Origin of the sequence: Nocardioides sp. L-11A (genome assembly GCA_029961745.1) — a bacterium.
GTDB lineage: Bacteria > Actinomycetota > Actinomycetes > Propionibacteriales > Nocardioidaceae > Nocardioides.
Map to the genome: position 1 here is coordinate 114,987 of CP124680.1, position 21,660 is coordinate 136,646.

Annotated in this window: 23 protein-coding genes; 15 read left to right on the plus strand and 8 right to left on the minus strand. The window is 72.3% G+C overall.

From position 1 onward, the window contains the following. Nucleotides 1-40 precede the first annotated feature (40 nt). Together QJ852_00530 and QJ852_00535 are read right to left on the minus strand one after the other, a co-directional pair. The gene (locus tag QJ852_00530; protein WGX96930.1) at nucleotides 41-667 is read right to left on the minus strand and encodes a nitroreductase family protein; all 627 of its coding nucleotides are present in this window, start codon (nucleotides 665-667) and stop codon (nucleotides 41-43) included. Between the two features lie 42 nt (nucleotides 668-709). Beyond that, complete coding sequence (locus QJ852_00535; GenBank protein ID WGX96931.1) at nucleotides 710-1,534, minus strand: enoyl-CoA hydratase/isomerase family protein; 825 nt, start codon at nucleotides 1,532-1,534, stop codon at nucleotides 710-712. Between the two features lie 87 nt (nucleotides 1,535-1,621). Between QJ852_00535 and QJ852_00540 the strand changes: the two genes are divergently transcribed. From QJ852_00540 to QJ852_00565, 6 genes are all read left to right on the plus strand, one after another. After that, nucleotides 1,622-2,806 (plus strand): acetyl-CoA C-acyltransferase, encoded by a 1,185-nt coding sequence (locus QJ852_00540; GenBank protein ID WGX96932.1) that lies wholly within the window; start codon nucleotides 1,622-1,624, stop codon nucleotides 2,804-2,806. A 63-nt stretch (nucleotides 2,807-2,869) separates the two neighbouring features. Further along, nucleotides 2,870-4,015, plus strand: a complete 1,146-nt coding sequence (locus tag QJ852_00545) for an acyl-CoA dehydrogenase family protein (protein ID WGX96933.1) — start codon at nucleotides 2,870-2,872, stop codon at nucleotides 4,013-4,015. A 43-nt stretch (nucleotides 4,016-4,058) separates the two neighbouring features. Then, a complete protein-coding gene (locus tag QJ852_00550) occupies nucleotides 4,059-4,523 on the plus strand; it encodes a MaoC family dehydratase (GenBank protein ID WGX96934.1) in 465 nt (154 codons plus the stop codon). A gap of 73 nt (nucleotides 4,524-4,596) precedes the next feature. Beyond that, nucleotides 4,597-5,361, plus strand: coding sequence for a 3-oxoacyl-ACP reductase FabG (gene fabG, locus QJ852_00555; protein WGX96935.1), 765 nt, complete (start codon nucleotides 4,597-4,599; stop codon nucleotides 5,359-5,361). A 12-nt stretch (nucleotides 5,362-5,373) separates the two neighbouring features. Further along, nucleotides 5,374-6,522: an acyl-CoA dehydrogenase family protein gene (locus tag QJ852_00560; GenBank protein ID WGX96936.1), complete on the plus strand. Its 1,149-nt coding sequence runs from the start codon at nucleotides 5,374-5,376 to the stop codon at nucleotides 6,520-6,522. Between the two features lie 4 nt (nucleotides 6,523-6,526). Continuing rightward, nucleotides 6,527-7,660 carry an acyl-CoA dehydrogenase family protein gene (locus tag QJ852_00565; GenBank protein ID WGX96937.1) on the plus strand — a complete coding sequence of 378 codons (1,134 nt, stop codon included), beginning with the start codon at nucleotides 6,527-6,529 and terminating at the stop codon, nucleotides 7,658-7,660. Between the two features lie 26 nt (nucleotides 7,661-7,686). Here the strand turns inward: QJ852_00565 and QJ852_00570 are convergent, their stop codons facing one another. Then, entirely contained in the window at nucleotides 7,687-8,337 is a 651-nt protein-coding gene (locus QJ852_00570; protein ID WGX96938.1) for a TetR/AcrR family transcriptional regulator, read from the minus strand. A gap of 74 nt (nucleotides 8,338-8,411) precedes the next feature. Here QJ852_00570 and QJ852_00575 point away from each other — a divergent pair, with 74 nt between their 5' ends. The 5 genes from QJ852_00575 to QJ852_00595 all read left to right on the plus strand — a co-directional run bounded on the left by QJ852_00575 (nucleotide 8,412) and on the right by QJ852_00595 (nucleotide 14,035). Further along, complete coding sequence (locus tag QJ852_00575) at nucleotides 8,412-9,308, plus strand: alpha/beta hydrolase (GenBank protein ID WGX96939.1); 897 nt, start codon at nucleotides 8,412-8,414, stop codon at nucleotides 9,306-9,308. Between the two features lie 10 nt (nucleotides 9,309-9,318). Beyond that, complete coding sequence (locus tag QJ852_00580; GenBank protein ID WGX96940.1) at nucleotides 9,319-10,185, plus strand: thioesterase family protein; 867 nt, start codon at nucleotides 9,319-9,321, stop codon at nucleotides 10,183-10,185. A 121-nt stretch (nucleotides 10,186-10,306) separates the two neighbouring features. Further along, nucleotides 10,307-11,446, plus strand: a complete 1,140-nt coding sequence (locus QJ852_00585) for a substrate-binding domain-containing protein (protein WGX96941.1) — start codon at nucleotides 10,307-10,309, stop codon at nucleotides 11,444-11,446. Beyond that, the gene (locus QJ852_00590) at nucleotides 11,443-12,993 is read left to right on the plus strand and encodes a sugar ABC transporter ATP-binding protein (protein WGX96942.1); all 1,551 of its coding nucleotides are present in this window, start codon (nucleotides 11,443-11,445) and stop codon (nucleotides 12,991-12,993) included. The genes QJ852_00585 and QJ852_00590 overlap by 4 nt, the downstream gene beginning before the upstream one ends. Further along, complete coding sequence (locus QJ852_00595; GenBank protein WGX96943.1) at nucleotides 12,983-14,035, plus strand: ABC transporter permease; 1,053 nt, start codon at nucleotides 12,983-12,985, stop codon at nucleotides 14,033-14,035. The genes QJ852_00590 and QJ852_00595 overlap by 11 nt, the downstream gene beginning before the upstream one ends. A 50-nt stretch (nucleotides 14,036-14,085) precedes the next feature. Here QJ852_00595 and QJ852_00600 read toward each other — a convergent pair whose 3' ends face one another. Genes QJ852_00600 through QJ852_00620 form a run of 5 tightly spaced genes read right to left on the minus strand, consistent with a single transcriptional unit; the run spans nucleotide 14,086 to nucleotide 18,695 of the window. Beyond that, nucleotides 14,086-14,847 carry a crotonase/enoyl-CoA hydratase family protein gene (locus QJ852_00600; protein ID WGX96944.1) on the minus strand — a complete coding sequence of 254 codons (762 nt, stop codon included), beginning with the start codon at nucleotides 14,845-14,847 and terminating at the stop codon, nucleotides 14,086-14,088. Beyond that, nucleotides 14,844-15,911 carry an acyl-CoA dehydrogenase family protein gene (locus QJ852_00605; protein WGX96945.1) on the minus strand — a complete coding sequence of 356 codons (1,068 nt, stop codon included), beginning with the start codon at nucleotides 15,909-15,911 and terminating at the stop codon, nucleotides 14,844-14,846. The genes QJ852_00600 and QJ852_00605 overlap by 4 nt, the downstream gene beginning before the upstream one ends. Beyond that, a complete protein-coding gene (locus tag QJ852_00610) occupies nucleotides 15,908-17,089 on the minus strand; it encodes an acyl-CoA dehydrogenase family protein (protein WGX96946.1) in 1,182 nt (393 codons plus the stop codon). The genes QJ852_00605 and QJ852_00610 overlap by 4 nt, the downstream gene beginning before the upstream one ends. Next, on the minus strand, nucleotides 17,086-17,904 hold the full coding sequence (locus QJ852_00615; protein ID WGX96947.1) for an enoyl-CoA hydratase-related protein: 819 nt from the start codon (nucleotides 17,902-17,904) through the stop codon (nucleotides 17,086-17,088). Before QJ852_00615 ends, QJ852_00610 begins: the two co-directional genes overlap by 4 nt. 8 nt (nucleotides 17,905-17,912) lie before the next feature. Continuing rightward, a complete protein-coding gene (locus QJ852_00620; GenBank protein WGX96948.1) occupies nucleotides 17,913-18,695 on the minus strand; it encodes an enoyl-CoA hydratase-related protein in 783 nt (260 codons plus the stop codon). Between the two features lie 60 nt (nucleotides 18,696-18,755). On the opposite strand from QJ852_00620, the gene QJ852_00625 reads away from it, so the two are divergent. The 4 genes from QJ852_00625 to QJ852_00640 all read left to right on the plus strand — a co-directional run bounded on the left by QJ852_00625 (nucleotide 18,756) and on the right by QJ852_00640 (nucleotide 21,645). After that, nucleotides 18,756-19,346 (plus strand): nuclear transport factor 2 family protein, encoded by a 591-nt coding sequence (locus tag QJ852_00625; protein ID WGX96949.1) that lies wholly within the window; start codon nucleotides 18,756-18,758, stop codon nucleotides 19,344-19,346. A 129-nt stretch (nucleotides 19,347-19,475) separates the two neighbouring features. Then, nucleotides 19,476-20,669, plus strand: coding sequence for a CoA transferase (locus QJ852_00630; GenBank protein ID WGX96950.1), 1,194 nt, complete (start codon nucleotides 19,476-19,478; stop codon nucleotides 20,667-20,669). Nucleotides 20,670-20,683: 14 nt separating this feature from the next. Beyond that, nucleotides 20,684-21,184: a MaoC family dehydratase N-terminal domain-containing protein gene (locus tag QJ852_00635; GenBank protein WGX96951.1), complete on the plus strand. Its 501-nt coding sequence runs from the start codon at nucleotides 20,684-20,686 to the stop codon at nucleotides 21,182-21,184. Then, nucleotides 21,181-21,645, plus strand: a complete 465-nt coding sequence (locus QJ852_00640) for a MaoC/PaaZ C-terminal domain-containing protein (GenBank protein ID WGX96952.1) — start codon at nucleotides 21,181-21,183, stop codon at nucleotides 21,643-21,645. The genes QJ852_00635 and QJ852_00640 overlap by 4 nt, the downstream gene beginning before the upstream one ends. The last annotated feature ends 15 nt before the right edge of the window (nucleotides 21,646-21,660 follow it).

Genomic DNA, 21,660 nt, shown 5'->3' on the forward strand with positions numbered 1-21,660 from the left:
AGGGCCGGATCAGCAGCCGGAGCGGTGGCGGCCGAAGGGCTCAGACCGCCCAGCCGTTCCAGTGCGTGACGGTCTCGACCGGCTTGCGGGCGGCGGACTTGAACCGGTCGCCGACCGTGTAGGCGACCGGCAGCAGCGCGATCGGCGTGACGGTCGACGGGAGCCGGAGGATCTCGGCGTACCGCGCCTCCAGCCCGCCGACGAACGGCGTCGTGAGCACCGAGCCCATCCGACGGGACCGCAGTGCGAGCTGGAAGCTCCAGATCGCGGGGAAGATCGAGCCGTAGTACGCCGCCGCCGGGGGTGCGTCCGGGGCGTCCGGTCGTCCGGAGACGCACGGTACGACGAGGACGGGGACCCGGTGGAGGATCTCGGTCAGGTGGCGGGCGCTGTCGTAGACCCGCTTGGTCTGCTCGTCGAGGGCGTCGTAGCGGCGTTCGATGACGGGCAGCGTGTGCGCGGCGTAGGTCTCGGCGATCCGGCCCCGCACGGCGGGGTCGTCGACGACGATCCAGCGCCAGTTCTGCTTGTTGCCGCCCGTCGGCGCCTGGATCGCCAGCCGGAGGCAGTCGAGGATCACCTCCCGGCCGACCGGACGCTCCAGGTCGAGCCGGCGGCGTACGGCCCGGGTGGTGCTCAGCAGCTCGTCAGTGACCGTGGTGTCCATCGTGATCTCCCTCCTCACCGGGCGCAGACGGATCGGCGCTGATCATGCCGTCGCCGGCGCGCCGGCCGCGGCGACGTCACCCGAGCCGTCGTCCACGGTCCCGAGGAACTCCGCGACGCGGATCTTGATGTCCTCTGTCCCGAAGGACTCGTACTCCGCCGCGAGGGCGAAGTTCAGAACGGTGTTGGCCGAGTCCAGTAGGTGCATGTTCAGGGCGCGCTTGGTGTCGCGCGTGGACTGGGCGGGCAGCTCCGCGAACCGCAGGGCGTACTCCTTCGCGGTCGCGAGGACCTGGTCGGTGGGGACGACGCGGTTGCACAGACCCAGCCGCGCCGCGTCCGCGGCGGGCATCCGGTCGCCGAGGAGGATGTACTCCTTGGCGACGAGCATGCTGGTCTGCCAGGGCCAGGTGACGGTGCCGCCGTCGCCGGCGGCGAGGCCGATCGCGACATGCGGGTCGCTGAGGAAGGCGTCCTCGCCCATCACGACGAAGTCCGACATGGAGGCGAGGCTGCAGCCCAGCCCGACGGCCGGACCGTGGACCGCCGCGATGACCGGCAGCTCGCACGACAGCATGGCGCGCACGAGGCGCTCGCCCTCGCGGATGTCGCGGCGTCGGGCCGCGAGGTCGTGGTGGTTGCGGATGAAGTCGGGCACATAGCCACCCGCGCTGAACACCCGGCCCGCCCCGGCCAGGACGACGGCACGGGCGCCCTCGTCGTCGACGAGCTGGTCCCAGACCCGCCGCATCGCGGTGTGCATGGCGCCGTTGAACGAGTTCAGCTCGTCGGGCCGGTTGAGCGTCACGATCCGCAACGGACCCTCCGCCTCCACCAGCAGCTCCGGTCCCAGGTTCGAGTAGTCCATCTGCGCCTCCATCAGTCGAAAAAAACCTACGTGGTAGTATGTTAGCACCAGATACGGACCCTCCGTACGTGGAAAGTGGGTGGGCGCATGCGCGACGTCGTCGTGGTCGATGCCGTCAGGACGCCGGTCGGCCGGCGCAACGGTGGGCTGGCCCACCAGCACGCGAACGAGCTGTTGGGCGACCTGCTCGCCGCGCTCGTCGCCCGCTCCGGACTGACCGGCGCGGAGGTTGATCACGTCATCGGCGGATGCGTCGTCCAGTTGGGCATGCAGGCGGCGAACGTCACCCGCAACGCCTGGCTGACCGCGGGACTCCCCCTGGAGGTGCCGGCGGCCACGGTCAACGCCCAGTGCGGCTCGGCCCAGGAGGCGCTGCTGATGGCGCACGCCCACATCGCCGGCGGACTGGGCGAGGTCGCCATCGCCTGCGGCGTCGAGGTGATGAGCAGGATCCCGTTGGGCAGCAACATGCCCCCGGACGGTCCGTTCGGCAACCCGCGCGGTGGCCGGTACGCCGAGGTCCACGAGCCGACGATCCAGTTCGAGGGCGCCGACCGCATCGCCGAGCGATGGGACCTCTCCCGCGAGGAGCTCGACCGGTTCGCCAAGGCGTCCCAGGATCGAGCGGCCCGGGCCTGGGACGAGGGTCGGTTCGACACCCAGGTGGTGCCCGTGGAGGCACCGGTCGTCGACGAGTACGGCGTCGTCTCCGGCACCGCCCTCATCGGCCGGGACGAGGGGATGCGCCCGACGACGCTCGAGGGACTCGCGACGCTGCGGCTCAACCAGCCCGACCGGGAGCCGTCGAGCCGGCACACCGCCGGCAACTCCTCGCAGGTCTCCGACGGTGCGAGCGCGGTGCTCCTGATGAGCGCGCAGCGGGCCGACGCCCTCGGGCTGCGCGCCCGCGCGCGGATCGTCGACTCGGTGCTGGTCGGCTCCGACCCGGTCCTCATGCTCACCGGTCCGATCCCCGCGACCGAGGCGATCCTGCGCCGGACCGGGCTGACGGTCGACGCCCTCGACGTCGTCGAGATCAACGAGGCGTTCGCCTCCGTCGCCTGCGCCTGGATGAAGGAGCTCGGCGCCGACCACGGGCGGGTCAACGTCAATGGCGGCGCGATCGCGCTCGGTCACCCGCTCGGCGCCACCGGCGGTGTCCTCGTCACCAAGGCGCTGCACGAGTTGGAGCGCACCGGCGGGCGGTTCGGGCTCATCACGATGTGCTGCGGCGGCGGTCTCGGCACCGCGACGGTCATCGAACGCCTCTGAGGCGCCCGGCCCCGCGCCGCCTCCCTGCTTCGACCACCAGAGCTGAGAAGGAGAACCCTGACGATGGACTCGATCCCCCGCCCGTGGCTGACCGGTGAGGCCGCGGACCTGTTCGCGATGGCCTCGGACTTCTTCGACCGCGAGATTCCCGCCCGTCGCGAGGGGTGGGAGACCCGCCGGCAGGTCGACCGCGACTTCTGGCTCCGGTGCGGCGAGCTCGGCCTGCTCTGCGTCGCCGTCCCGACCGAGTACGGCGGGGGCGGCGGCAGCTTCCTGCACCAGGCGACCGTCCAGGAGGCCTATGCCCGGCACGGCGACCGCTCCTGGGGCAACGCCATGCACAGCGGTGTGGTCGCCGACTACCTCCTCCAGCACGGCACCGAGGAGCAGAAGCAACGGTGGCTGCCGAGGATGGCCACCGGTGAGTACGTCGCCGCGCTGGCGATGACCGAGCCGGCGGCCGGGTCGGACCTCAAGGCGATCCGCACCCGGGCCGAGCGGACGGCGGACGGCTGGCGTCTCAACGGATCGAAGATCTTCATCACCAACGGGGGGAGTGCGGACCTCGTCGTCGTCGCCTGCTCGACGGATCCGTCCCTGGGCGCCAGGGGCATCTCGCTCCTCGTGGTGGAGACCGCCGGTGCGGCGGGCTTCTCCCGCGGCCGCCCGCTGGACAAGATCGGCCAGCACGGGGCAGACACCACGGAGCTGTTCTTCGACGACGTCCTGGTCCCCGCGGAGAACCTGCTCGGCGAGGAGGGCGGCGGCTTCGCGATCATGATGCGCAAGCTGCCCCAGGAGCGGCTGATCGTCGGGATCACGGCGGTCACGGCGATGGAGCTGGCGGTCGCCGTCACCACCGACTACGTCAAGCAGCGCGAGGCGTTCGGCGGTCCCCTGTTCGACAAGCAGCACGTGCGCTTCGAGCTCGCGGAGTGCGCGACCCTGGCGACGGTCGCGCGCTCCTTCCTCAACGACTGCATGACCACCCACCTGGCGACCGGGCTCGACCTGCCGACCTCGGCGATGTGCAAGTGGTGGCTGACCGACGTCCAGGGCCAGGTGATCGACAAGTGCCTGCAACTGCACGGCGGCTACGGCTACATGACCGAGTACCCGATCGCGCGGCTGTACGCCGACGCCCGGGCCCAGCGGATCTACGGCGGCGCCAACGAGATCCAGAAGGAGCTCATCGCCCGCGCCCTGTGACGATGAGCATTGACAAAAACCTACGCAGTAGTATGTTTCTCTCATGAGGTCAGCCCCGCGTCACTTCGCCGACATCGCCGGCCTCCGCGCCGCCGTGGGCGAGGACCTCGGCACCGGCGAGTGGCTCGTCGTCGACCAGGAGCGCATCGACGCGTTCGCCGAGGCGACCGGGGACCGGCAGTGGATCCACGTCGACGCGGAGCGGGCCGGCTCCGGGCCGTACGGCGCGACCGTGGCGCACGGCTATCTGACCGTGTCGCTGTTGCCCGTGCTGGGGCGCACGGCGTTCACGGTGGGCGGCGCCCGCATGTCGGTCAACTACGGGCTGGACCGGGTCCGATTCCCCGAGCCGGTGCGATCCGGGTCCCGCATCCGGGCCCGCGCCCAGCTCCTCGGTGTCGAGGACGTCGCGTCGGGCACCCGTGCCGTCGTGCGCTTCACCGTCGAGGTCGAGGGTCGGGACCGGCCGGCGTGTGTCGCTGACAGCATCCGGCTCCTCGTGGTCTGACGACCTCGTCCACCTTTCCCGGCGACCGGACCGACGTCCTCGCCCTCGCACCGTTGACAGCAAGGAGAGAACATTGGGTCGCTATCAGGGACGGGTCGCCGTCGTGACGGGCGCCGCTCGCGGCATCGGGTGGGCGATCGCCTCCCGGTTCGCGGAGGAGGGTGCATCGGTCGCCCTCGTCGACCTCGACGCCGCGGCGGTGGCCGAGGCGGCGGACCGGTTGCCGCTGCGGCCGGGCGCCACTGCCACGGCCGTGGTCGCCGACGTCAGCAGCGCCGCGGCCGTGGAGGCGGCGATCGGCACCGTCGTCGGCGACCTCGGTGGGCTCCACGTTCTGGTCAACAACGCCGGGGTCACCCGCGACAACCTGATCCACAAGATGTCCGAGGACGAGTGGGACCTGGTCTTGGGCGTGCATCTCAAGGGCGCCTTCCTGATGAGCAGGGCCGCGCAACGACACTTCGTCGAGCAGAGGTACGGAAGGATCCTCAATCTCTCCAGCACGTCGGCCCTCGGCACCCGCGGTCAGGCGAACTACTCCACGGCGAAGATGGGCGTCCAGGGGTTCACCCGCGCGCTGGCGATCGAGCTCGGGCCGTTCGGCGTCAATGTCAACGCGGTCGCCCCCGGCTTCGTCACCACCGAGATGACCGATGCCACCGCCGCGCGGCTCGGCCTGAGCGTCGAGGAGTTCCGCAAGGCCCGCGCGGAGCGGAACCCGGTCCGGCGGGTCGGCTCGCCGGACGACATCGCCGCGGCCGCGGCGTTCCTGTGCAGCGACGAGGCCTCCTATGTGACCGGTCAGACGCTGTACGTCGACGGCGGCTCGAAGCTCTGAGGACGGACACCCATGCGATTCGCGCTCTCTGACGACCAGCAGTTCCTGCAGAAGGTCACCGACGAGGTGGTCGGTCAGGCCCTCACCGCCACCCCCGCACGCAGCGCCGCCACGGACGGGGGTGAGCTGCGCGCCGCGCTGTGGTCCACGCTGGTCGAGCTCGACCTCGTCGCCCTGCTCGTGCCCGCCGAGCACGGCGGCCCCGGCGGCTCGCTCACCGACGCGTGTGTCGTCGCCGAGGTGCTCGGGCGACACCTGGCTCCGGTGCCGTACGTCGGGACGGCGATCGCGGCGGCGGCGCTGCTCCGCTTCGCCGGCGGCCCGCCGGAGGCGCTGGCCGGTCTCGCCGCCGGGGAGCCGTACTCCGTCCTGCTCGACCAGCACCTCGCCGACCCTGACGGCTCTGGCGGCTCTGGCGGCTCTGGCGGCTCTGGCGGCTCTGGCGGCTCTGGCGGCTCTGGCGGCTCTGGCGGCTCTGGCGGCTCTGGCGGCTCTGGCGGCTCTGGCGGCTCTGGCGGCTCTGGCGGCTCTGGCGGCTCCGCGAGCATCGCCTTCGACTGGGTCGCGGGCGCACGCGGCGTCGCGCTCTCCCCCGACGGGGTCGCGACGACCTACGAGCTCGCCGCGGGTGAGGAGGTGGACGACGTGGACCTGTTGCACCGGCTCCGGCGCTTCGATCCGGTCCCGGCGGCCGCGCCGCGCGGCGACGCCGCGCGGCGGGCGCGGGCGATGACCTGGACCGGTGCCGCCGCCCTGCTGACGGGGCTGGCCGACGGCGCCCTCGCGACCGCCACGGAGTACGCCCGGCAGCGGCATCAGTATCAGCGCCCGATCGGCTCCTTCCAGGCCGTGCAGCACCTGTGTGCCGACATGCTCGTCGACGTGGAGACCTCGAGGTCGATGACCTACGGCGCCTCCTGGGCCGCCGAGCACGCTCCGATCGACGAGGCGATGCGGGTCGCCGCGGCGGCCAAGGCCTACGCCGGAGCCGCCGCCGTCCGGGTCTGCGAGACGTCGATCCAGGTGCTCGGCGGCATCGGCGTCACCGAGGAGCACGACGCTCATCTGCGCCTGCGCACCGCGCACCTGCACCACGCCGCCTTCGGCGGCCCGGACGCCCCGATGCTCTTGCTCGCCGACCGCATCCTGGAAGGGAACTGACGACATGGATCTCCGCGATTCCGCCGAGGAGGCGCGCTTCCGCGCGCGGCTGCGGACCTGGCTGGCCGAGAACGTCCCCGCCGAGCCCGAGCCGGCCGTGCTGGCCGAGCGCTGGCCCTACATGCGTGCCTTCCAGGAGCGTCTCTACCGGGCCGGGTGGGTCGCGCTGTCGTACCCGACCGACGTCGGCGGCCAGGGTCTGGGCCCGATGGAGGAGGCGATCCTGAGCGAGGAGCTCGGACGCGCGAACGCCCCCACGCTGCTGCCGCTCGGTCATCTGGGGCGGCCGCTCCACCGCTACGGGAGCGCGGAGCAGCGCCGGCGGTACCTCCGCCCGCTGCTGGCGGTCGAGGAGATCTGGTGCCAGGGCTTCTCCGAGCCCGAGGCCGGCTCCGACCTGGCGTCGCTGCGGACGCGCGCCGTCCGGGAGGGCGACGAGTGGGTGATCGACGGGCACAAGATCTGGACCAGCTACGGCGCCTTCGCCGACTACTGCCTGCTGCTGGCCCGGACCGACCCGGACGCTGTCCGGCACCGCGGGATCTCCGCGTTCATCGTGCCGCTCGACACCGCGGGAGTGACGGTCCGGCCGATCGTGCTGGCCAACGGCGAGGAGGAGTTCGCCGAGATCTTCCTGGACGGGGTGCGCATCCCGGCGGAGAACATGCTCGGCGAGCCGAGCGACGGCTGGCGGATCGCGATGGACGTGGTCAACTACGAGCGGGGAGCGGTCGAGACCGGCTATCTCCCGAAGTTCGCGCGCTACCTCTCCGAGCTCGGGGAGGTGCTGACGGCCAGCGGTCTTGGTGCGGACCGGGCCGCCCGGCTCCGGCTCGGCCGGGTCGCGGCCCACCTCGAGGTCCTGCGCATGCACTGCCTGCGCACCCTCAGCGCGCGGGTCTCGGGCGCGCCGCCGGGCCCCGAGAGCTCGGTCGACAAGCTGCTGATGACCGCGGTGGAGCAGGAGCTGATGGATCTCAGCATCGAGCTGGTCACCGACGTCGGCAGTCCCGGGCGGGCGGAGTGGTTCGACCGCTATCTGTACGGGCGGGCCGGCAGCATCTACGGCGGCTCGGCACAGGTCCAGCGCAACATCCTCGCCGAGCGGATGCTGGGGCTCCCGCGTCAGCAGGGCTGACCCGGCCGGACCGCGGACGGGTCGGGTCAGGCGACGACCCCGCGCACCGCGAACTCGGCGATCTCCGCGGCGATGCGCTCGCGCTCGGCCGGGGAGTCCTTCGGCTCGGTCGGACTGAACCAGGCGTGCATCCAGTTGACCGCGCCCAGCACGGCCTTCACCAGCAGGTTGACGTCCGCGTCGCGGAAGGCCTTCGCGGCGACGCCCTCCTTGACCACGGAGAGGTAGAGATCCTCGAACTGGCGTCGCATGCTCAGGATCTTCTGCATCTGTGCTTCCTTGTTGCGGCCCTCGCTCGCGAGGTTCATCTCGATCTGGTACTGGGCGGGGCCCATGTAGCTGGACCGGTTCATCAGGTGCAGGGCATGCTGATGGACCATCTGGCGCAGCCGCTCCGCGGGATCGAGGTCGACGCGCTCGGCCGGCGGACCCACGGCCTCCAGCGCCCATTCGAGGGCCTGGTGGTGGATGCCGATGAACAGATCGCCCTTGGTCCGGTAGTAGTGGTAGATCCGGCCCTTGGTGCAGCCGAGCACGTCGGCGACGTCGTCGATCGAGGTGGCCGCGTAGCCGCGCTCGGAGAACGCGGTCGCGGCGGCGTCCAGGATCTCGCGAGCGCTGGCCTTCTGCTTGGGGCGGAGTTCGCGGTCGCTGTCGGAGGCGGCACCTTGTCGCATGGGCAACATACTACTCGGCGGAATGTCGGACGAGGGCGGCCATAGGAAAAAACCTACGTGGTAGTATGTTGCTTGTGCCGTTCGACCTCCCTGCCTCGACACCCACCCCCAGCGCGGTGCTCGACGCGCGCCCCGACTGGTTCGCACGAGCACTCGCGCATCGGCCGGAGGCGGCCGAGTGCGCAGTGGACGGGGTGCGGATCCGCCTTCGCGCGTGGGGTCGCGCCGGCGCGGCCGAGGGTGTGCTGCTGGTCCATGGCGGCGGCGCCCACGCCGGCTGGTGGGACCACGTCGCGCCGCTGCTCGCCGACGGCGGCCGGCGCGTCGTCGCGCTCGATCTCTCGGGCCACGGCGACAGCGGTCACCGGGTCCGCTACGAGCTCGACGACTGGGCCGCCGAGGTGGCGGCCGGCGTGGCCACCGGTGGCTTCGGCGGGCCACCGGTGGTCGTCGGCCACAGCATGGGCGGGCTGGTGGCCCTGCGGCACGGGCTGCGACACGGCCGGGCCGTCCGCGGCACGATCCTCGTCGACTGCCGGACGGTCCCCTACAGCGATGCCGAGCGCGCCGCCAACGAGGAGCGGGCGCTTCGGCCGGCCCCGGTCTATCCGGACCCGGCTGACGCGCTCGCGCGGTTCCGCCTGATCCCCGACCAGCGCGCGGTCCCGTACGTGTTCGAGCACGTCGCCGCGACGTCGATCCGTCGGACTCCGGCGGGGTGGAGCTGGAAGTTCGACCCGCGGATCTTCGCCGGCCAACGGGACTTCGACCCCCTGGATCTGGGACGCCTGGCCGGCCGGCTCCGCATGGTGCGGGCCGAGCACGGCATGCCCGCGGCCGACCTGTCCCGGCTCGACCCGGCCGTCCGATCCGTTCCGACGGTGGAGATCCCCGACGCCGGCCACCACGTGATGCTCGATCGGCCGCTCACCCTGGTCGCGACCCTGCGGGCCCTGCTCGCCACCTGGTGAGGCCGTCGCGGTGGACGAGCTCCTCAGCCTCCGTCGACTCTCGTCGCTGACCTTCCGCTGCGTGCCGTCCGACCGCCCTCGGACGCGTCTGTACGGCGGCGAGGTGGCTGCCCAGGCGATGCTGGCCGCCCGCGCCACGGTGCCGCCCGGCCGGGAGCTCAACTCGATGACGGCGTCCTTCCTCCGGGCGGGCGACACGGCGGTCCCGGTCGACTATCGGGTCGGGGTCGCTCGGGACGGTGGCGTCTTCAGTGCGCGGACCGTCGAGGCGTCCCAGGGGGAGAGGCCGATCCTGCTCCTCACGGCCTCGTTCCAGGCCGAGGAGCGTGGCCTGCGGCACCAGGTCGCGGCGCCCGACGTCCCTGCTCCGGAGCGCCTGCTGCCCGTCGAGCGGGCCCTCGCCGGCGAGCCCGCCCTGGTCGCGTGGATCTGCGAGGTGATGCAGCGGCTCCGGGTCGAGATCCGGTTCCCCGACGCGGGGCTGCATCGCGAGGGCGCCCGGGTGGGCGAGCCGGTCCTCCGGGTCTGGATCCGCGCGCGGGGCCCGGTCGGTGACGGCGAGGGGCGCCGGGACGCGGCTCTGGTGTACCTCTCCGACCTGCTCCTGCTGACCGCCGCGCTCGAACCGCACCCCCATCGGATCGAGGACGGCGACGTCTGGTTCGCGACCATCGGCCACTCCGTGGTGATGCACGCGCCGTGGCGCGCGGACGACTGGCTGCTCTACGAGGGCCGGAGCGACTGGGCGGGGGCGGGCCGGTGCCTGGTCGCCGGGCGCCTGTTCGACCGTGCGGGACGCCTGTGTGCGAGCACCTCGCAGGAGGGACTGCTCCGCGTCGCCTCGCCGGAGGGCGACGGAGCGGGCGCGACCCGTTGACCCAGAGAAACCTACTCCGTAGGATGTTTTCTCTGTGGTGCGCATCACCCTCGACCGAGGGGCGGCCGCAGTGCCCACCCCTCCCGAGCGATTCGGCGCTCGACGACCCGAAAGTGAAGCGATGTCGAAAAAGTTCAGGGCCTCGATGGCGGCCGTCCTCGTCGGTGTGCTCGGCCTGGCGACGGCGTGCGGCGGAGACGACGGCGACGGGGGCGACGGCAGCGCCGAGCTGACCTCCGCCCAGCAGCAGGTGGTCGACGACGCCGGGGCGGCCTTCGACCGGTACACGCAGATCCAGGAGGCCGCGGCGGTGCCGGAGCTTCCGGCGCCCGCTCCCACCGGCAAGCGGCTCGTCATGGTGACCTGCTCGATCCCGGTGTGCGTCACGCTCTCGGACGGTGCTCGGGAGGCCGCGGAGAAGCTCGGCTGGACGGTCTCCACCCTGCAGACCAACAGCACCCCCGAGGGCTACACCTCCGCGATGAACCAGGTGGCCGCCGATCCGCCGGACGCCCTCGCCTACATCTCGGCGCTGCCCGACTCGTCGGTCGCCAAGCAGCTGGCGAAGATCCACGCGGCCGGCACCCGGATCGTCGCCATCTCGCCCCTCGGCGATCCGCTCGCGGAGGCCGACACCCCCATCGGGGGCGTGGTGTTCGGCCAGCGGGACGCCCGCTTCACCGGCACCCTGATGGCGCAGTCGATCCTCGCCGACGCGGAGGGTCCGGTGGAGTCCGTGTTCGTCTGGGACCCGTCCTTCGAGGGCTCCTGGGGCCCGATCAAGGCGGGGTTCGAGGCCACGATGAAGAGCGCCGGTGCCGAGCCCGGCATCCTCGAGGTCTCCAACGCCAACATCGGCAAGACGGTCCCCTCCCAGATCGTCAGCTATCTGCAGGCCCATCCCGACACGGCGTACGTCGCCCTCGCGGTCGTCGACTACAACGCCGGTCTCGCCGCCGCGCTCCAGGCGGCCGGCCTCCAGGACCGGGTCAAGATCATCAGCAGGGCCGCGGACGCGGCCGCGCTGGAGGCGATCCAGGCCGGCAAGCAGTGGGCGTCGATCGGGCTGGAGCTCGCCGCCGCGGGCTATCGCGTCGTCGACCAGCTGATCCGGCTGATGACCGACGTCCCGCTCGAGGACCGGGCGGACCCGATCGGCTGGCAGCAGGTCTACGTCGAGGACAACGTGTCGGACGCCGACAACCAGGTCGAGCCGCCGGAGTACGCGCAGGCCTACTACGACGCCTGGCACGTGGGATGAGCTCGCCGGACGCCTCCGGGCGGGTCGTGCTGCACATCGAGTCGTTGTCCAAGACGTTCCCGGCGCAGAAGGCGCTCGACGACGTCGACCTGGAGCTGCGAGCCGGCGAGGTGCACTGCCTGCTCGGACAGAACGGGTCCGGGAAGTCCACGCTGATCAAGATCCTGGCGGGCTACCACGCGCCCGACCCGGGATCGGCCGCGGTGCTCGACGGGCGGTCCGTCGTCCTCGGCAGCCCGACGATCCGTGATCACGGCGTCGCCTTCATCCACCAGGACCTCGGCCTCGTCCCGGACCTGGACGTCGTCGACAACCTCGCCCTGGGCAACAGGTACGCCGGCCGGTGGTGGGTCTCGGAGCGGACCGAGCGAGCGGCCGCGACCAGGCTCCTCGACCGGTTCAACCTCGACCTCGATCCGGCCGCCCCCCTGTCCGCCGCCACCCCCGGCGAGCAGACGATGGTCGCCATCGTCCGCGCCGTCGCGGGCGCCGCCACGGCGCCGGCGGTCCTCGTGCTCGACGAGCCCACGGCGTCGCTCCCCCAGCACCAGGTCGAGCAGCTGTTCGGCCTGGTGCGGCGCCTGCGCGACCAGGGCACCGCGGTCCTCTACGTGACCCACCGGCTGCGCGAGGTCTTCGACATCGGTGATCGGGTGACCGTGCTGCGCGACGGGCGCCGGATCGCGACCCGGCCGGTCGCCGACGTCACCGGTGACGGCCTGGTCGAGCTCATCATCGGCCGCAGGCCGACAGCGTTCGCGCCCTCGGTGCCGACGGCGGGCGTCGACGTGCTCCTGCGCGCCGACGAGGTCGTCGGCGAGCAGGTGGACGACTTCTCCATCGATGTGCGCGCCGGCGAGATCGTCGGCATCACGGGCCTCATCGGGTCCGGATACGACCAGGCCCTGGGCATCGTCTACGGGGCGAGGCCGCGGACGTCGGGCGAGGTGGAGGTCGCCGGCCGCCGACTGGACCCGGGACGTCCCGACCGGGCGATCGCCTCGGGCGTCGCCTACGCGCCGGCCGACCGGAAGCGCCTCTCCACCATCCAGTCCTGGACGATCGGGGAGAACCTCACCCTGCCCCGGCTGCCGTCCGCCGGTCCGGCACGCTGGCTCGGACAGCGCCGGGAGCGTCGCGAGGTTGAGCCGTGGTTGAAGCGGCTGGACGTCGTACCCGACGATCCCGACCGCCTGCTGTCGCTGCTGTCCGGCGGCAACCAGCAGAAGGTGGTGCTGGCGCGCTGGCTCCGGGTCGACGCGCAGGTCCTGCTCCTCGACGAGCCGACCGGTGGGGTCGACGCGGGCGCCAAGGCGTCGATCTACCGGGCTCTCGCCGAGATCGCGAGCCAGGGACGTGCCGTCGTCCTCTCCTCCTCGGACGCGGAGGAGCTGTGCGCCGTGTGCGACCGCGTCCTCATCATGCGCAACGGTGCGGTGACCTCCGTGCTCGGCAAGGACGAGCTCTCCGTCGCCCGCATCGTGAGCGAGACCATCCGCGACTCGGTCGCCGACAGCTTGGAAGGGCCCACCTCAGATGACGATTGATGCGCAGACCGAGAGCCGCGCGGACGACGTACCCGCGCTCGACGCCGACGACCGCGAGGGGAGGAGGTCCCCGAGCCGGATCCTGGGTGCCTTGCGCCCGGCCCGCTACAGCGGCCTCCTGCTCCTGGCCGTCTTCGTGGCCTTCTTCTCGATCCGGCTCCCGGAGACCTTCCCGACGAGCTCGACGATCACGAGCATCGCCGGCGACCAGTCGGTGACGCTGATCCTGGCCCTCGGGCTGCTGGTGACCCTGGCGGTCGGTCAGTTCGATCTGTCGGCCGCCCAGAACCTCGGCATGAGCGCCGTGCTCTGCGGTGCCCTCATGGTCAAGCAGGACCTGAGCCCCGTGCTCGCCGTGACCATCACCCTGCTGGTGGGCGTGTCGGTCGGCGTCGTCAACGCGATCCTGGTCGCCGGCGTCGGGATCGACAGCCTGATCGCGACCCTGGGCATGAGCTCGGTCCTGCTGGCCGTCACCTCGCTCGTCTCGAACTACCAGTTCGTGGGACCGGTGCCGGAGGGCTTCCAGGAGATCGCCAACGCGGAGCTCCTCGGGCTGCCGGTGGTCGCCGTCTACGCGATCGGACTGTGCTTCCTGGTGTGGTACGCGCTCGAGCACAGCCCCGTGGGACGGCGGGCGTATGCCGTCGGGGCGAGCCCGGACGCGGCTCGCCTGGCCGGCGTCCGCACGGTCCGCTACGTCGCCGGCTCCTTCGTGGTCACAGCGCTCTTCGCCTCCGTGGCCGGCGTGCTGGTCACGGCCAAGATCGGGAGTGTGGCGCCGACCTTGGGGCCGGCGTACCTGCTGCCGAGCTTCGCGGCCTGCTTCCTGGCGACCACCCAGGTGAAGCCCGGACGGTTCAACGTCTGGGGCACGGTGATCGCCGTCGTCCTGCTGGCGACCGGGGTCAAGGGGCTCCAGCTGATGGGCAACCAGCTCTGGGTCACCGACCTGTTCAACGGGCTCGCGCTCCTGGTCGCCGTCGGTGCGGCCGTGCTGAGTGGTCGTCGCACGCGCCGTCGGCGGCGCCGGGCGAGCTGAGCCGCCCGCGCCGGTCCGCGGTCGAGCCGCGGACCGGCGCTGCGCCACCTCTACTCACCCGCCCAGACGGGCGCTCTCCGCTCGGTGAACGCGAGGGCGCCCTCGAGGGCGTCGCGGGACGCGAGGATCCGCTCGACGAGTGGACGCTGGGCGTCGAAGCCGCCGGTGCTCGGATAGTCGACCGACATCGCCACGATCTCCTTGCTGGCCCGGACCGCGAGCGGCCCGTTGGCGGCGATGGAGGCGGCGAGCTCGCGCGCCGCGGTCAGGGCGCCTCCCGGCTCGGTGAGGATGTTCACCAACCCGTGGTCATGGGCCGCCTCGGCCCCGATCGGCTCGCCCGTCAGGGCGAGCTGCATCGCCAGCCGGTAGGGAAGGGTCTTGGGCAACCGGAGCAGGCCACCGGCCCCGGCGACCAGGCCGCGCTTGGTCTCGGGCAGGCCGAACCGGGCATCCCGCGCGGCGACGATGAGGTCCGCCGCCAGGGCGAGCTCGAAGCCACCGGCGAGAGCCCACCCCTCGACGGCCGCGATCAACGGCTTGCCGGGAGGGCTCTCGGTGAGGCCACCGAAGCCGCGTCCCGGCAGGATCGGGATCTCTCCGCGCGTGAAGGCCGCCAGGTCGAGGCCCGCGCAGAACGTGCCTCCGGCGCCGGTGAGGATCGCGACGGCGAGGTCGGCACGCGCCTCGAAGGCATCGATCGCCCGGGCGATGCCGTGGGCGACCTCGAGGTCGACCGCGTTGCGCCGCGCGGGACGGTCGATCGTGATGACGGCGATGCCGTCCGCGTCCTCGAAGCGCACGGCACTCATCGGCCCGCCTCCGTCGCCGTGATCAGCGCCCACAGGCCACCGGGGCCGGCCCGGAGCGCCCGCCGACCGAGGTCAGCGGCCCAGGCGTGCTCGCTCCCGCCTTCGTCACGCCAGGCCCACAGCCGCGTCGTCGTCCGGTGCAGCGGATGTTCGGCGGTGTAGCCGAGAGCGCCGTGGACCTGGTGGGCCAGCGAGGCCACGACACCGGCCGAGCCGCTGGTCGTCGTCTTGGCGGCCGCGACGGCGAGGGCGCCGTGCCCTTCGGCGACGGCGACGGCGGCGGCGTCCACGGCGATCCGCATCGCCAGTACCTCGCCGGCCATGGCGGCGAGGTACTGCTGCACGGCCTGGAACCTGGCGATCGGCCGGCCGAACTGCTCGCGTTCGCCCGCGTAGTCGACGGCCAGCGCCAGGGCGCGTCGGGCGGCTCCGGCCAGCAGTGCCGCCCGGGACAGCGCGGCGCGCTGCTGGAACTCGTCGCGGATCGAGGAACGCTCGGCGAGGCAGGGTCCGAGATCATGGTCCGCCGTGAGCACCCGATCGACGAGGACGTCGTCCCGGGGCTCGCCGGCGAGGTTCGTCCGGGGCAGCACCTCGAACTCCCCGGCCCTCAGCAGCACGATGCCGGCGTCGTGCACGACGAGGAGATGCTCGGCCTGACGGGCCCAGGGGACCCGGGGGATCGATCCGCGGATCTCGACCTCGTCCCCGTGTCGGACGACGTGGAGTCCGTCGCCGGCAACGGTCGCCGTGAGCGGACCTCGCGGGACCGGCGCTCCGCACCGGGCGAGCAGCCACCCGCCGAGGAGGCAGGACTCGGCGAAGGGGATCGCGGCCGCGTGCTCACCGAGCACCTGGAGGACGGCGACGGCGTCGCTGATCGTGCCCCCCGACCCCCCGGCCTCCTCCGGCACGGCGATGGTCGTCATGCCCAGCTCCTCCAGCGCCGCCCAGAGCGGGGCGTTCCAGCCGCCGTCGTCGGCGCGGTCCCGGATCTCCGCGTCGGACAGCTTGGCGCAGACCTCCCGGACCACCGCGGTCAGTGTGTCGTGTACGTCGTTCATCGAACCCCCAACTCCTTGGCGACCACGCCACGCAGGATCTCGTTGGTCCCACCCCGCAGGGTGAAGCCCGGACTGTGCAGGATCGACTCGGCGAGGAGCGACGCCACGGGATCGGCCGATCCCAGGTCGGGGACGGCGCCGCCGAGCTCGCGGGCCGCCTCGATCACCACGCCCTCGTACCGGGTCCCGAGGTCCTTCACCAGCGCCGCCTCGACGGCGGGAGCCGCGCCGGCCTGGAGTCGACCCGCGACGGCCAGGGACATCTGGCGCAGCGTCCAGAGCCGGGCGACGAGGGCGCCCAGGCGCGCGGCGCTCGCCTCGCTCCCGGCGCTCGCCAGCCGGTCCACCAGTGCGCTGAGCAGGGGGAAGGTGGACAGGACGCGCTCGGGACCGCTGCGCTCCATCGCCAGCTCGCTGGTCACCTGCTGCCAGCCCGCACCGGGAGCGCCGAGCACCCGATCGTCGGGGACGAAGACGTCGTCGAACACGACCTCGTTGAAGTGGTGCTCGCCGGAGAGCAGCAGGATCGGCCGGATGTGCACGTCGGGGTCGGGCAGGTCGACGATCACCTGGGTCAGGCCGGCGTGTCGATCCGCGGTGCGTGCCTCGGTGCGCACGAGCGCGATCATCGCGTGGGCGCGGTGGGCGCCGCTCGCCCAGACCTTGGTCCCGCTGATCCGCCAGCCGCCCTCGACCCGCGTGCCGCGGGTCCGCACGGAGGCGAGGTCGGATCCGGTGTCCGGCTCACTCATCCCCGCGGCGAAGAAGCACTCGCCGCGCGCGATGCGGGGCAGGTAGGTCTGTTTCTGCTCCTCCGTGCCGAACCGCAGGAGACCCGGGCCCGACTGGCGGTCGGCGATCCAGTGCGCGGCGACGGGAGCGCCGGCCGCCAGCAGCTCCTCGGTGACGACGAACCGGGCGAGCGCACCGGCCGCCGCGCCGCCGTACGCCGCGGGGAAGGTCATGCCCAGCCAGCCGTGCTCGCCCAGGCGACGACTGAACGCCTCGTCCCAGCCACCGAGCCACTGGTCGCAGCGGGTCGTGATCCGCCCGGATGAGACCTCCTGCGCGAGGAAGGCACGCACCTGCGCGCGTAGCCGGTCGAGCTCGGGGGGCAGGGCGGCGGGTCGCAGCCGCCACAGGTCCGGCTGCTCCCGGCCGACGGCCGCGGTCGTCATCGCACCGCCCAGCGGCCGGTGAACGCGGGTGGGGCGGACTTGTCCAGGAAGGCGCGGAAGGCGGCGGGGGCGTCCTCGGTCGCGAGGTTGACCGCCTGGGCCCGGGCCTCGCCCTCGAGTGCGTCGGCCAGGCTCTGCCGGGTCCCCTGGTGGAGCAGGCTCTTCGTCTGTGCCACGGCCAGGGGCGGCTGGGCGGCCAAGCGGCCGGCCAGGTCGGAGACGAAGGCCGGGAGATCTCCCTCGGCGCACACCCAGGTCACCAGACCGAGCTGCCGGGCCTCCTCCGCGCCGATGGTCTCGGCGAGCATGGTCAGCCGCTTGGCCTGCTGGAGGCCGACCAGCCGGGGAAGGAGCCACGTTCCGCCGAAGTCGACCGAGAGGCCACGCCGCGCGAAGATCTGAGAGAAGCGGGCGCTGGTGTCGGCCACGACCAGGTCGCAGGCCAGCGCCAGGTTCCACCCGGCGCCGATGGCGCTCCCGGCCACCTGGGCGATCACCGGCTTGGGCATCTCGACGAGGGCCAGCGCGACGTCGCCGACGCGCCGCATCCGGGCGAGGGGATGCTCCTCGCGTCGAGTGCCCCCGAGGTCGGCGCCCGCGCAGAAGTTCCCGCCGGCGCCGGTCAGGACGACGGCGCGCACGGAGTCGTCCCGGGCGAGGTCGTCGAAGATCGCGCGGAGCCGGTCCCAGCCCTCGCTGTCGATGGCGTTCCTGCGCTCCGGCCGGTCGAGGAGGACGGTGGCCGTGGCGCCCTCGCGGGAGACGCTGATCGAAGGCGCGAGGGGATCGTGGGCGGCGGTCGTCGGGTTGCTCATCGACCGCCTCAGCTCCCCGTGAAGTGGGCCGCCCGGCCCTCGCGGAAGGCGGTCATGGCCTCGGCCGAGTCCTCGGTGCTGTGCACGAGGGCCATGTGCGAGGAGATCAGGTCGAGCGCGGTTCGGGCGTCGGTCCGGGCCGACTGGTGGGCCGCGCGCTTGATGAGCCGCACGTTGAGCGGCGGCTGGGCCGCGAGTCGCTCCAAGAAGGAGCGCGACGCGCGGGGGAAGTCGCTGTCGGCGTACACGTGGTCCGCGATGCCCAGGCGGTGGGCCTCCTCGGCCCCGACGAAGTCGCCGGTCCACATCAGCTCCAGCGCGCGGGCCATGCCGACCAGGCGGGGGAGGTAGTAGCAGCCGCCGTCCCCGGGGACGAGACCGAGCCGGATGTAGGCCTGGGAGAAGCGGGCCGACGCGGCGACCAGCCGGATGTCGCACATCAGGGCCATGTCCATCCCGGCGCCGACGGCGAGGCCGTTCACGGCCGCGATCAGGGGCTTGTCGAGATCCTCGACCGCCATCGCCACCCGATGGATCCGCTCGTGCAGGAGGGTCTTGAGCGCCAGTGGTCCTGTCGCCTCGCGATCGAACGTGCTCAGGTCGATGCCGGAGCAGAACGCGTCGCCCGCGCCGGTCACGACGACGGCGCGCACCGCGGGATCGGTGCGCGCCGACCGGAGCGCATCGCTCCACTCGTCGACCATCTCGAGGGTGAACGCGTTCTTCAGGTGGGGCCGGTTGAGCAGGATCGTGCCGATCCCGTCCGCGACCGAGTATTCGAGGTCTGTCACCATGACATACTACCACGTAGGTTTTTTTGAGAGGGCGCGTGAGCCCGGCGAGGAGGAGTGATGGACGAGGTGGCGGAGGTCGCTGAGGTGGCGGGGACGGCGGCGGGCGGACTGCTGGCGGGCGATCGACTCCGCGCGGGCATCCAGCTGTTGCTGGATGAGCGGGAGATCTCCCGGACCGTGCTGCGCTACGCCCACGGGGTCGATCGGGGTGATGTCGACATGGTCGAGAGCTGTTACCACCCCGGCGCCTACGACGAGCACGGGTACGCCAGCGGCACGGTCGAGGAGTTCGCCGCGAGGCTCCGGCAGACCGACGGTCCGCTGGGGTCGCGGCATCATCTGATCGGGAACCTGCTGATCGAGGTCCGGGGGGACGTCGCGGTCTGCGAGTCCTACTTCCTCTGCTATCTCCAGGATCTGGATCCGGCGGGCGACCCCGTGTCGACGGGCGTGTTCGCCGGACGCTACGTCGACCGCCTCGCGCGTCGCGAGGGTGCCTGGCGGGTCGAGCGGCGGATCTGCGTCATGGACTGGAGTCGCGCGCTGTCGCCGGCGTCCCCGGGCCGGGGGGCGCGCACCTTCGCCCAGGGGTCGCGGGACGAGCGCGACCCGGCCGTGCTCGCGTTCCGGGAGCTCGCGGGCGCGTGAGTCGCGGCGCGCCCGCTCTCTTCGCGCGATGCTGGAGAGCGCGTGAAGAGACCGTTGCAAGAACGACCTACGCAGTAGTATGTTTTTCTCGGTCGGCCGATCGCGCCGACCCGCGGAAGGGAGCACCAGATGACGAGTCGGGCGCTGGACGGCGTGACCGTCTTGGACCTCAGCCAGGTCTACAACGGCCCCTACTGCACGCTGCTGTTGGCCCAGCTCGGCGCCGAGATCATCAAGGTCGAGCCCTTCGGCGGCGAGCCCGTGCGCTGGCGGCTCGCGGGCGATCAGGAGACGGCGGCCTTCGGCCTGCTCAACGGGGGCAAGAAGAGCCTGCGGCTCAACCTCAAGGACCCCCGCGGCCGGGCGCTCCTCCTGGAGCTGGTCGCGCAGGCCGACGTCGTCGTCGAGAACTTCAGTCCCGGAGCGCTCCAGCGCCTGGGGCTGGGCTACGACACCCTGGCGGAGGCCAACAGCCGGATCATCCTGGCCTCGGGGCGAGGCTACGGCGTCCACACGCCCCAGGCCGAGCAGCGGGCCATGGACCTGACGATCCAGGCCGTGTCCGGGGTGATGGCCACGACCGGACAGCCTGAGCTGCCTCCCACCAAGGCGGGTCCGGCCGTCGCGGACTTCTTCGGCGGCACGCACCTGTTCGGCGCGATCCTCGCCGCCCTCCTCCAACGCACCGTGACCGGGCGTGGCCAGCACGTCGAGGTCGCGATGCAGGACGCGGTCATCCCCTCGCTCACGTCCAGCATCGCCGGCCACCTGGACAACGACGGCGCCCTCCCGGAGCGGACCGGCAACCGTCACGGTGGCATGGCGGTGAGCCCGTACAACGTCTATCCCGCCGCCGACGGCTGGGTCGCGATCCTGTGCATGACCGACACCCACTGGCAGACGCTGTGCCGACTGATGGAGCGGGACGACCTGGCCGCGGCACCGGAGCTCGCGAGCCCGCCGGGCCGGGTCGCGCAGATGGAGAAGCTGGACGAGATCGTCGGCGGGTGGACCGCGGGCCGGTCCCGCGACCTGATCGTCGCCGATCTCCAGGCCGCGGGCGTGCCCTGTGCGCCGGTGCTCTCCCTCGCCGACGTGCTGGCCGGCCCGATGGTCGGCGAGGACTCGATGATCCGTCCCGTCACGACCGCGGACGGACGGCCCGGCTACGTCTTCGGCAGCCCGCTGAACCTGACCGACTCCGCACCGGTGGCCTCCCGGGGCGCACCCGCGCTCGGGGCCGACACCGACCAGGTGCTCGCCGAGCGCCTGGACCTGACGCCGGAGCAGCTCCGCCGGCTCCACGACGAGAACGTGATCTAGGAGAGACAAGGGACATGGCCGTCGACCAGACGCTGTTCGAGACCATCCACACCCGGATCGGCACCCAGCGGACCCACCAGCTCGGGGAGGTCACCGGGGTCCTGATCCGTCGCTACGCGCGGGCGATCGGCGAGACCGACCCGATCCACTACGACACCGCCTACGCCCGTCGGCAGGGGTACGCCGACGTCGTCGCGCCCGCCAATCTCGTGACCGCGGTGTCGGTCTGGGACGAGGGTCCGCCGACCGAGGACCTGCGCGAGGACGGCACGCCCGCCGCCGCGCTCGAGGACCTGGCGCCCGACGGCGTCCGGGTGATGGGCGGCGGTGAGGACATGGAGTTCCATCGGCCGATCACCGCCGGCACCACCGTCGAGGAGCGGTCGACCATGACCGACGTCGAGTTGCGCGCCGGTCGCTCGGGACCGGTCATCGTCGTCAGCTACTGCCACGAGTTCACCGACGCCGCCGGTCGCCTCCTGGTGACCACGACCCGAAAGCTGCTCCTGCGATGAGCCACCGCACCTCCGCCGTCACCTCCGCCGTCGAGCGCCACCTCCGCTTCGGGGACGTCCAGGTCGGTGACCGGCTGCCCGAGCTGCGCCGGGTGCCGACGAGGCTGCAGGTCTATCGCTACAGCGCGGTGACCTGGAACAGCCACCGCATCCACTTCGACCCGGACTACGCGGCAGCCGAGGGCTACCCCGACGTCCTCGTCCAGTCCCATCTGCACGGCGCCTTCCTCACCAGTCTCTGCACGGGCTGGATCGGATCCGCCGGGCGGCTGCGCCGGCTGGCGGTGTCGGTGCGCCGGTTCGCCGTTCCCGGCGACGTCCTGACCTGTGGCGGCGAGGTCGTCGGCACCGAACGCTCCGACGACGGTCTCGGCCTGGTCCACCTGGACCTGCAGGAGATCCGGGAGTCCGACGACGCGGTGTGCGCGATCGCCTCGGCGACCGTCGCGCTTCCGCTCTGAACACCACCTGTGAGA

Coding starts and splice junctions, on each gene's coding strand:
- QJ852_00640 (WGX96952.1), top strand. CDS start 21,181: ATGAGCCACCGCACCTCCGCCGTCACCTCCGCCGTCGAGCGCCACCTC.
- QJ852_00550 (WGX96934.1), top strand. CDS start 4,059: ATGAGGTCAGCCCCGCGTCACTTCGCCGACATCGCCGGCCTCCGCGCC.
- QJ852_00630 (WGX96950.1), top strand. CDS start 19,476: ATGACGAGTCGGGCGCTGGACGGCGTGACCGTCTTGGACCTCAGCCAG.
- QJ852_00565 (WGX96937.1), top strand. CDS start 6,527: ATGGATCTCCGCGATTCCGCCGAGGAGGCGCGCTTCCGCGCGCGGCTG.
- QJ852_00585 (WGX96941.1), top strand. CDS start 10,307: ATGTCGAAAAAGTTCAGGGCCTCGATGGCGGCCGTCCTCGTCGGTGTG.
- QJ852_00600 (WGX96944.1), bottom strand. CDS start 14,847: ATGAGTGCCGTGCGCTTCGAGGACGCGGACGGCATCGCCGTCATCACG.
- QJ852_00535 (WGX96931.1), bottom strand. CDS start 1,534: ATGGACTACTCGAACCTGGGACCGGAGCTGCTGGTGGAGGCGGAGGGT.
- QJ852_00590 (WGX96942.1), top strand. CDS start 11,443: ATGAGCTCGCCGGACGCCTCCGGGCGGGTCGTGCTGCACATCGAGTCG.
- QJ852_00570 (WGX96938.1), bottom strand. CDS start 8,337: ATGCGACAAGGTGCCGCCTCCGACAGCGACCGCGAACTCCGCCCCAAG.
- QJ852_00545 (WGX96933.1), top strand. CDS start 2,870: ATGGACTCGATCCCCCGCCCGTGGCTGACCGGTGAGGCCGCGGACCTG.
- QJ852_00595 (WGX96943.1), top strand. CDS start 12,983: ATGACGATTGATGCGCAGACCGAGAGCCGCGCGGACGACGTACCCGCG.
- QJ852_00605 (WGX96945.1), bottom strand. CDS start 15,911: ATGAACGACGTACACGACACACTGACCGCGGTGGTCCGGGAGGTCTGC.
- QJ852_00615 (WGX96947.1), bottom strand. CDS start 17,904: ATGAGCAACCCGACGACCGCCGCCCACGATCCCCTCGCGCCTTCGATC.
- QJ852_00530 (WGX96930.1), bottom strand. CDS start 667: ATGGACACCACGGTCACTGACGAGCTGCTGAGCACCACCCGGGCCGTA.
- QJ852_00635 (WGX96951.1), top strand. CDS start 20,684: ATGGCCGTCGACCAGACGCTGTTCGAGACCATCCACACCCGGATCGGC.
- QJ852_00560 (WGX96936.1), top strand. CDS start 5,374: ATGCGATTCGCGCTCTCTGACGACCAGCAGTTCCTGCAGAAGGTCACC.
- QJ852_00610 (WGX96946.1), bottom strand. CDS start 17,089: ATGACGACCGCGGCCGTCGGCCGGGAGCAGCCGGACCTGTGGCGGCTG.
- QJ852_00625 (WGX96949.1), top strand. CDS start 18,756: ATGGACGAGGTGGCGGAGGTCGCTGAGGTGGCGGGGACGGCGGCGGGC.
- QJ852_00540 (WGX96932.1), top strand. CDS start 1,622: ATGCGCGACGTCGTCGTGGTCGATGCCGTCAGGACGCCGGTCGGCCGG.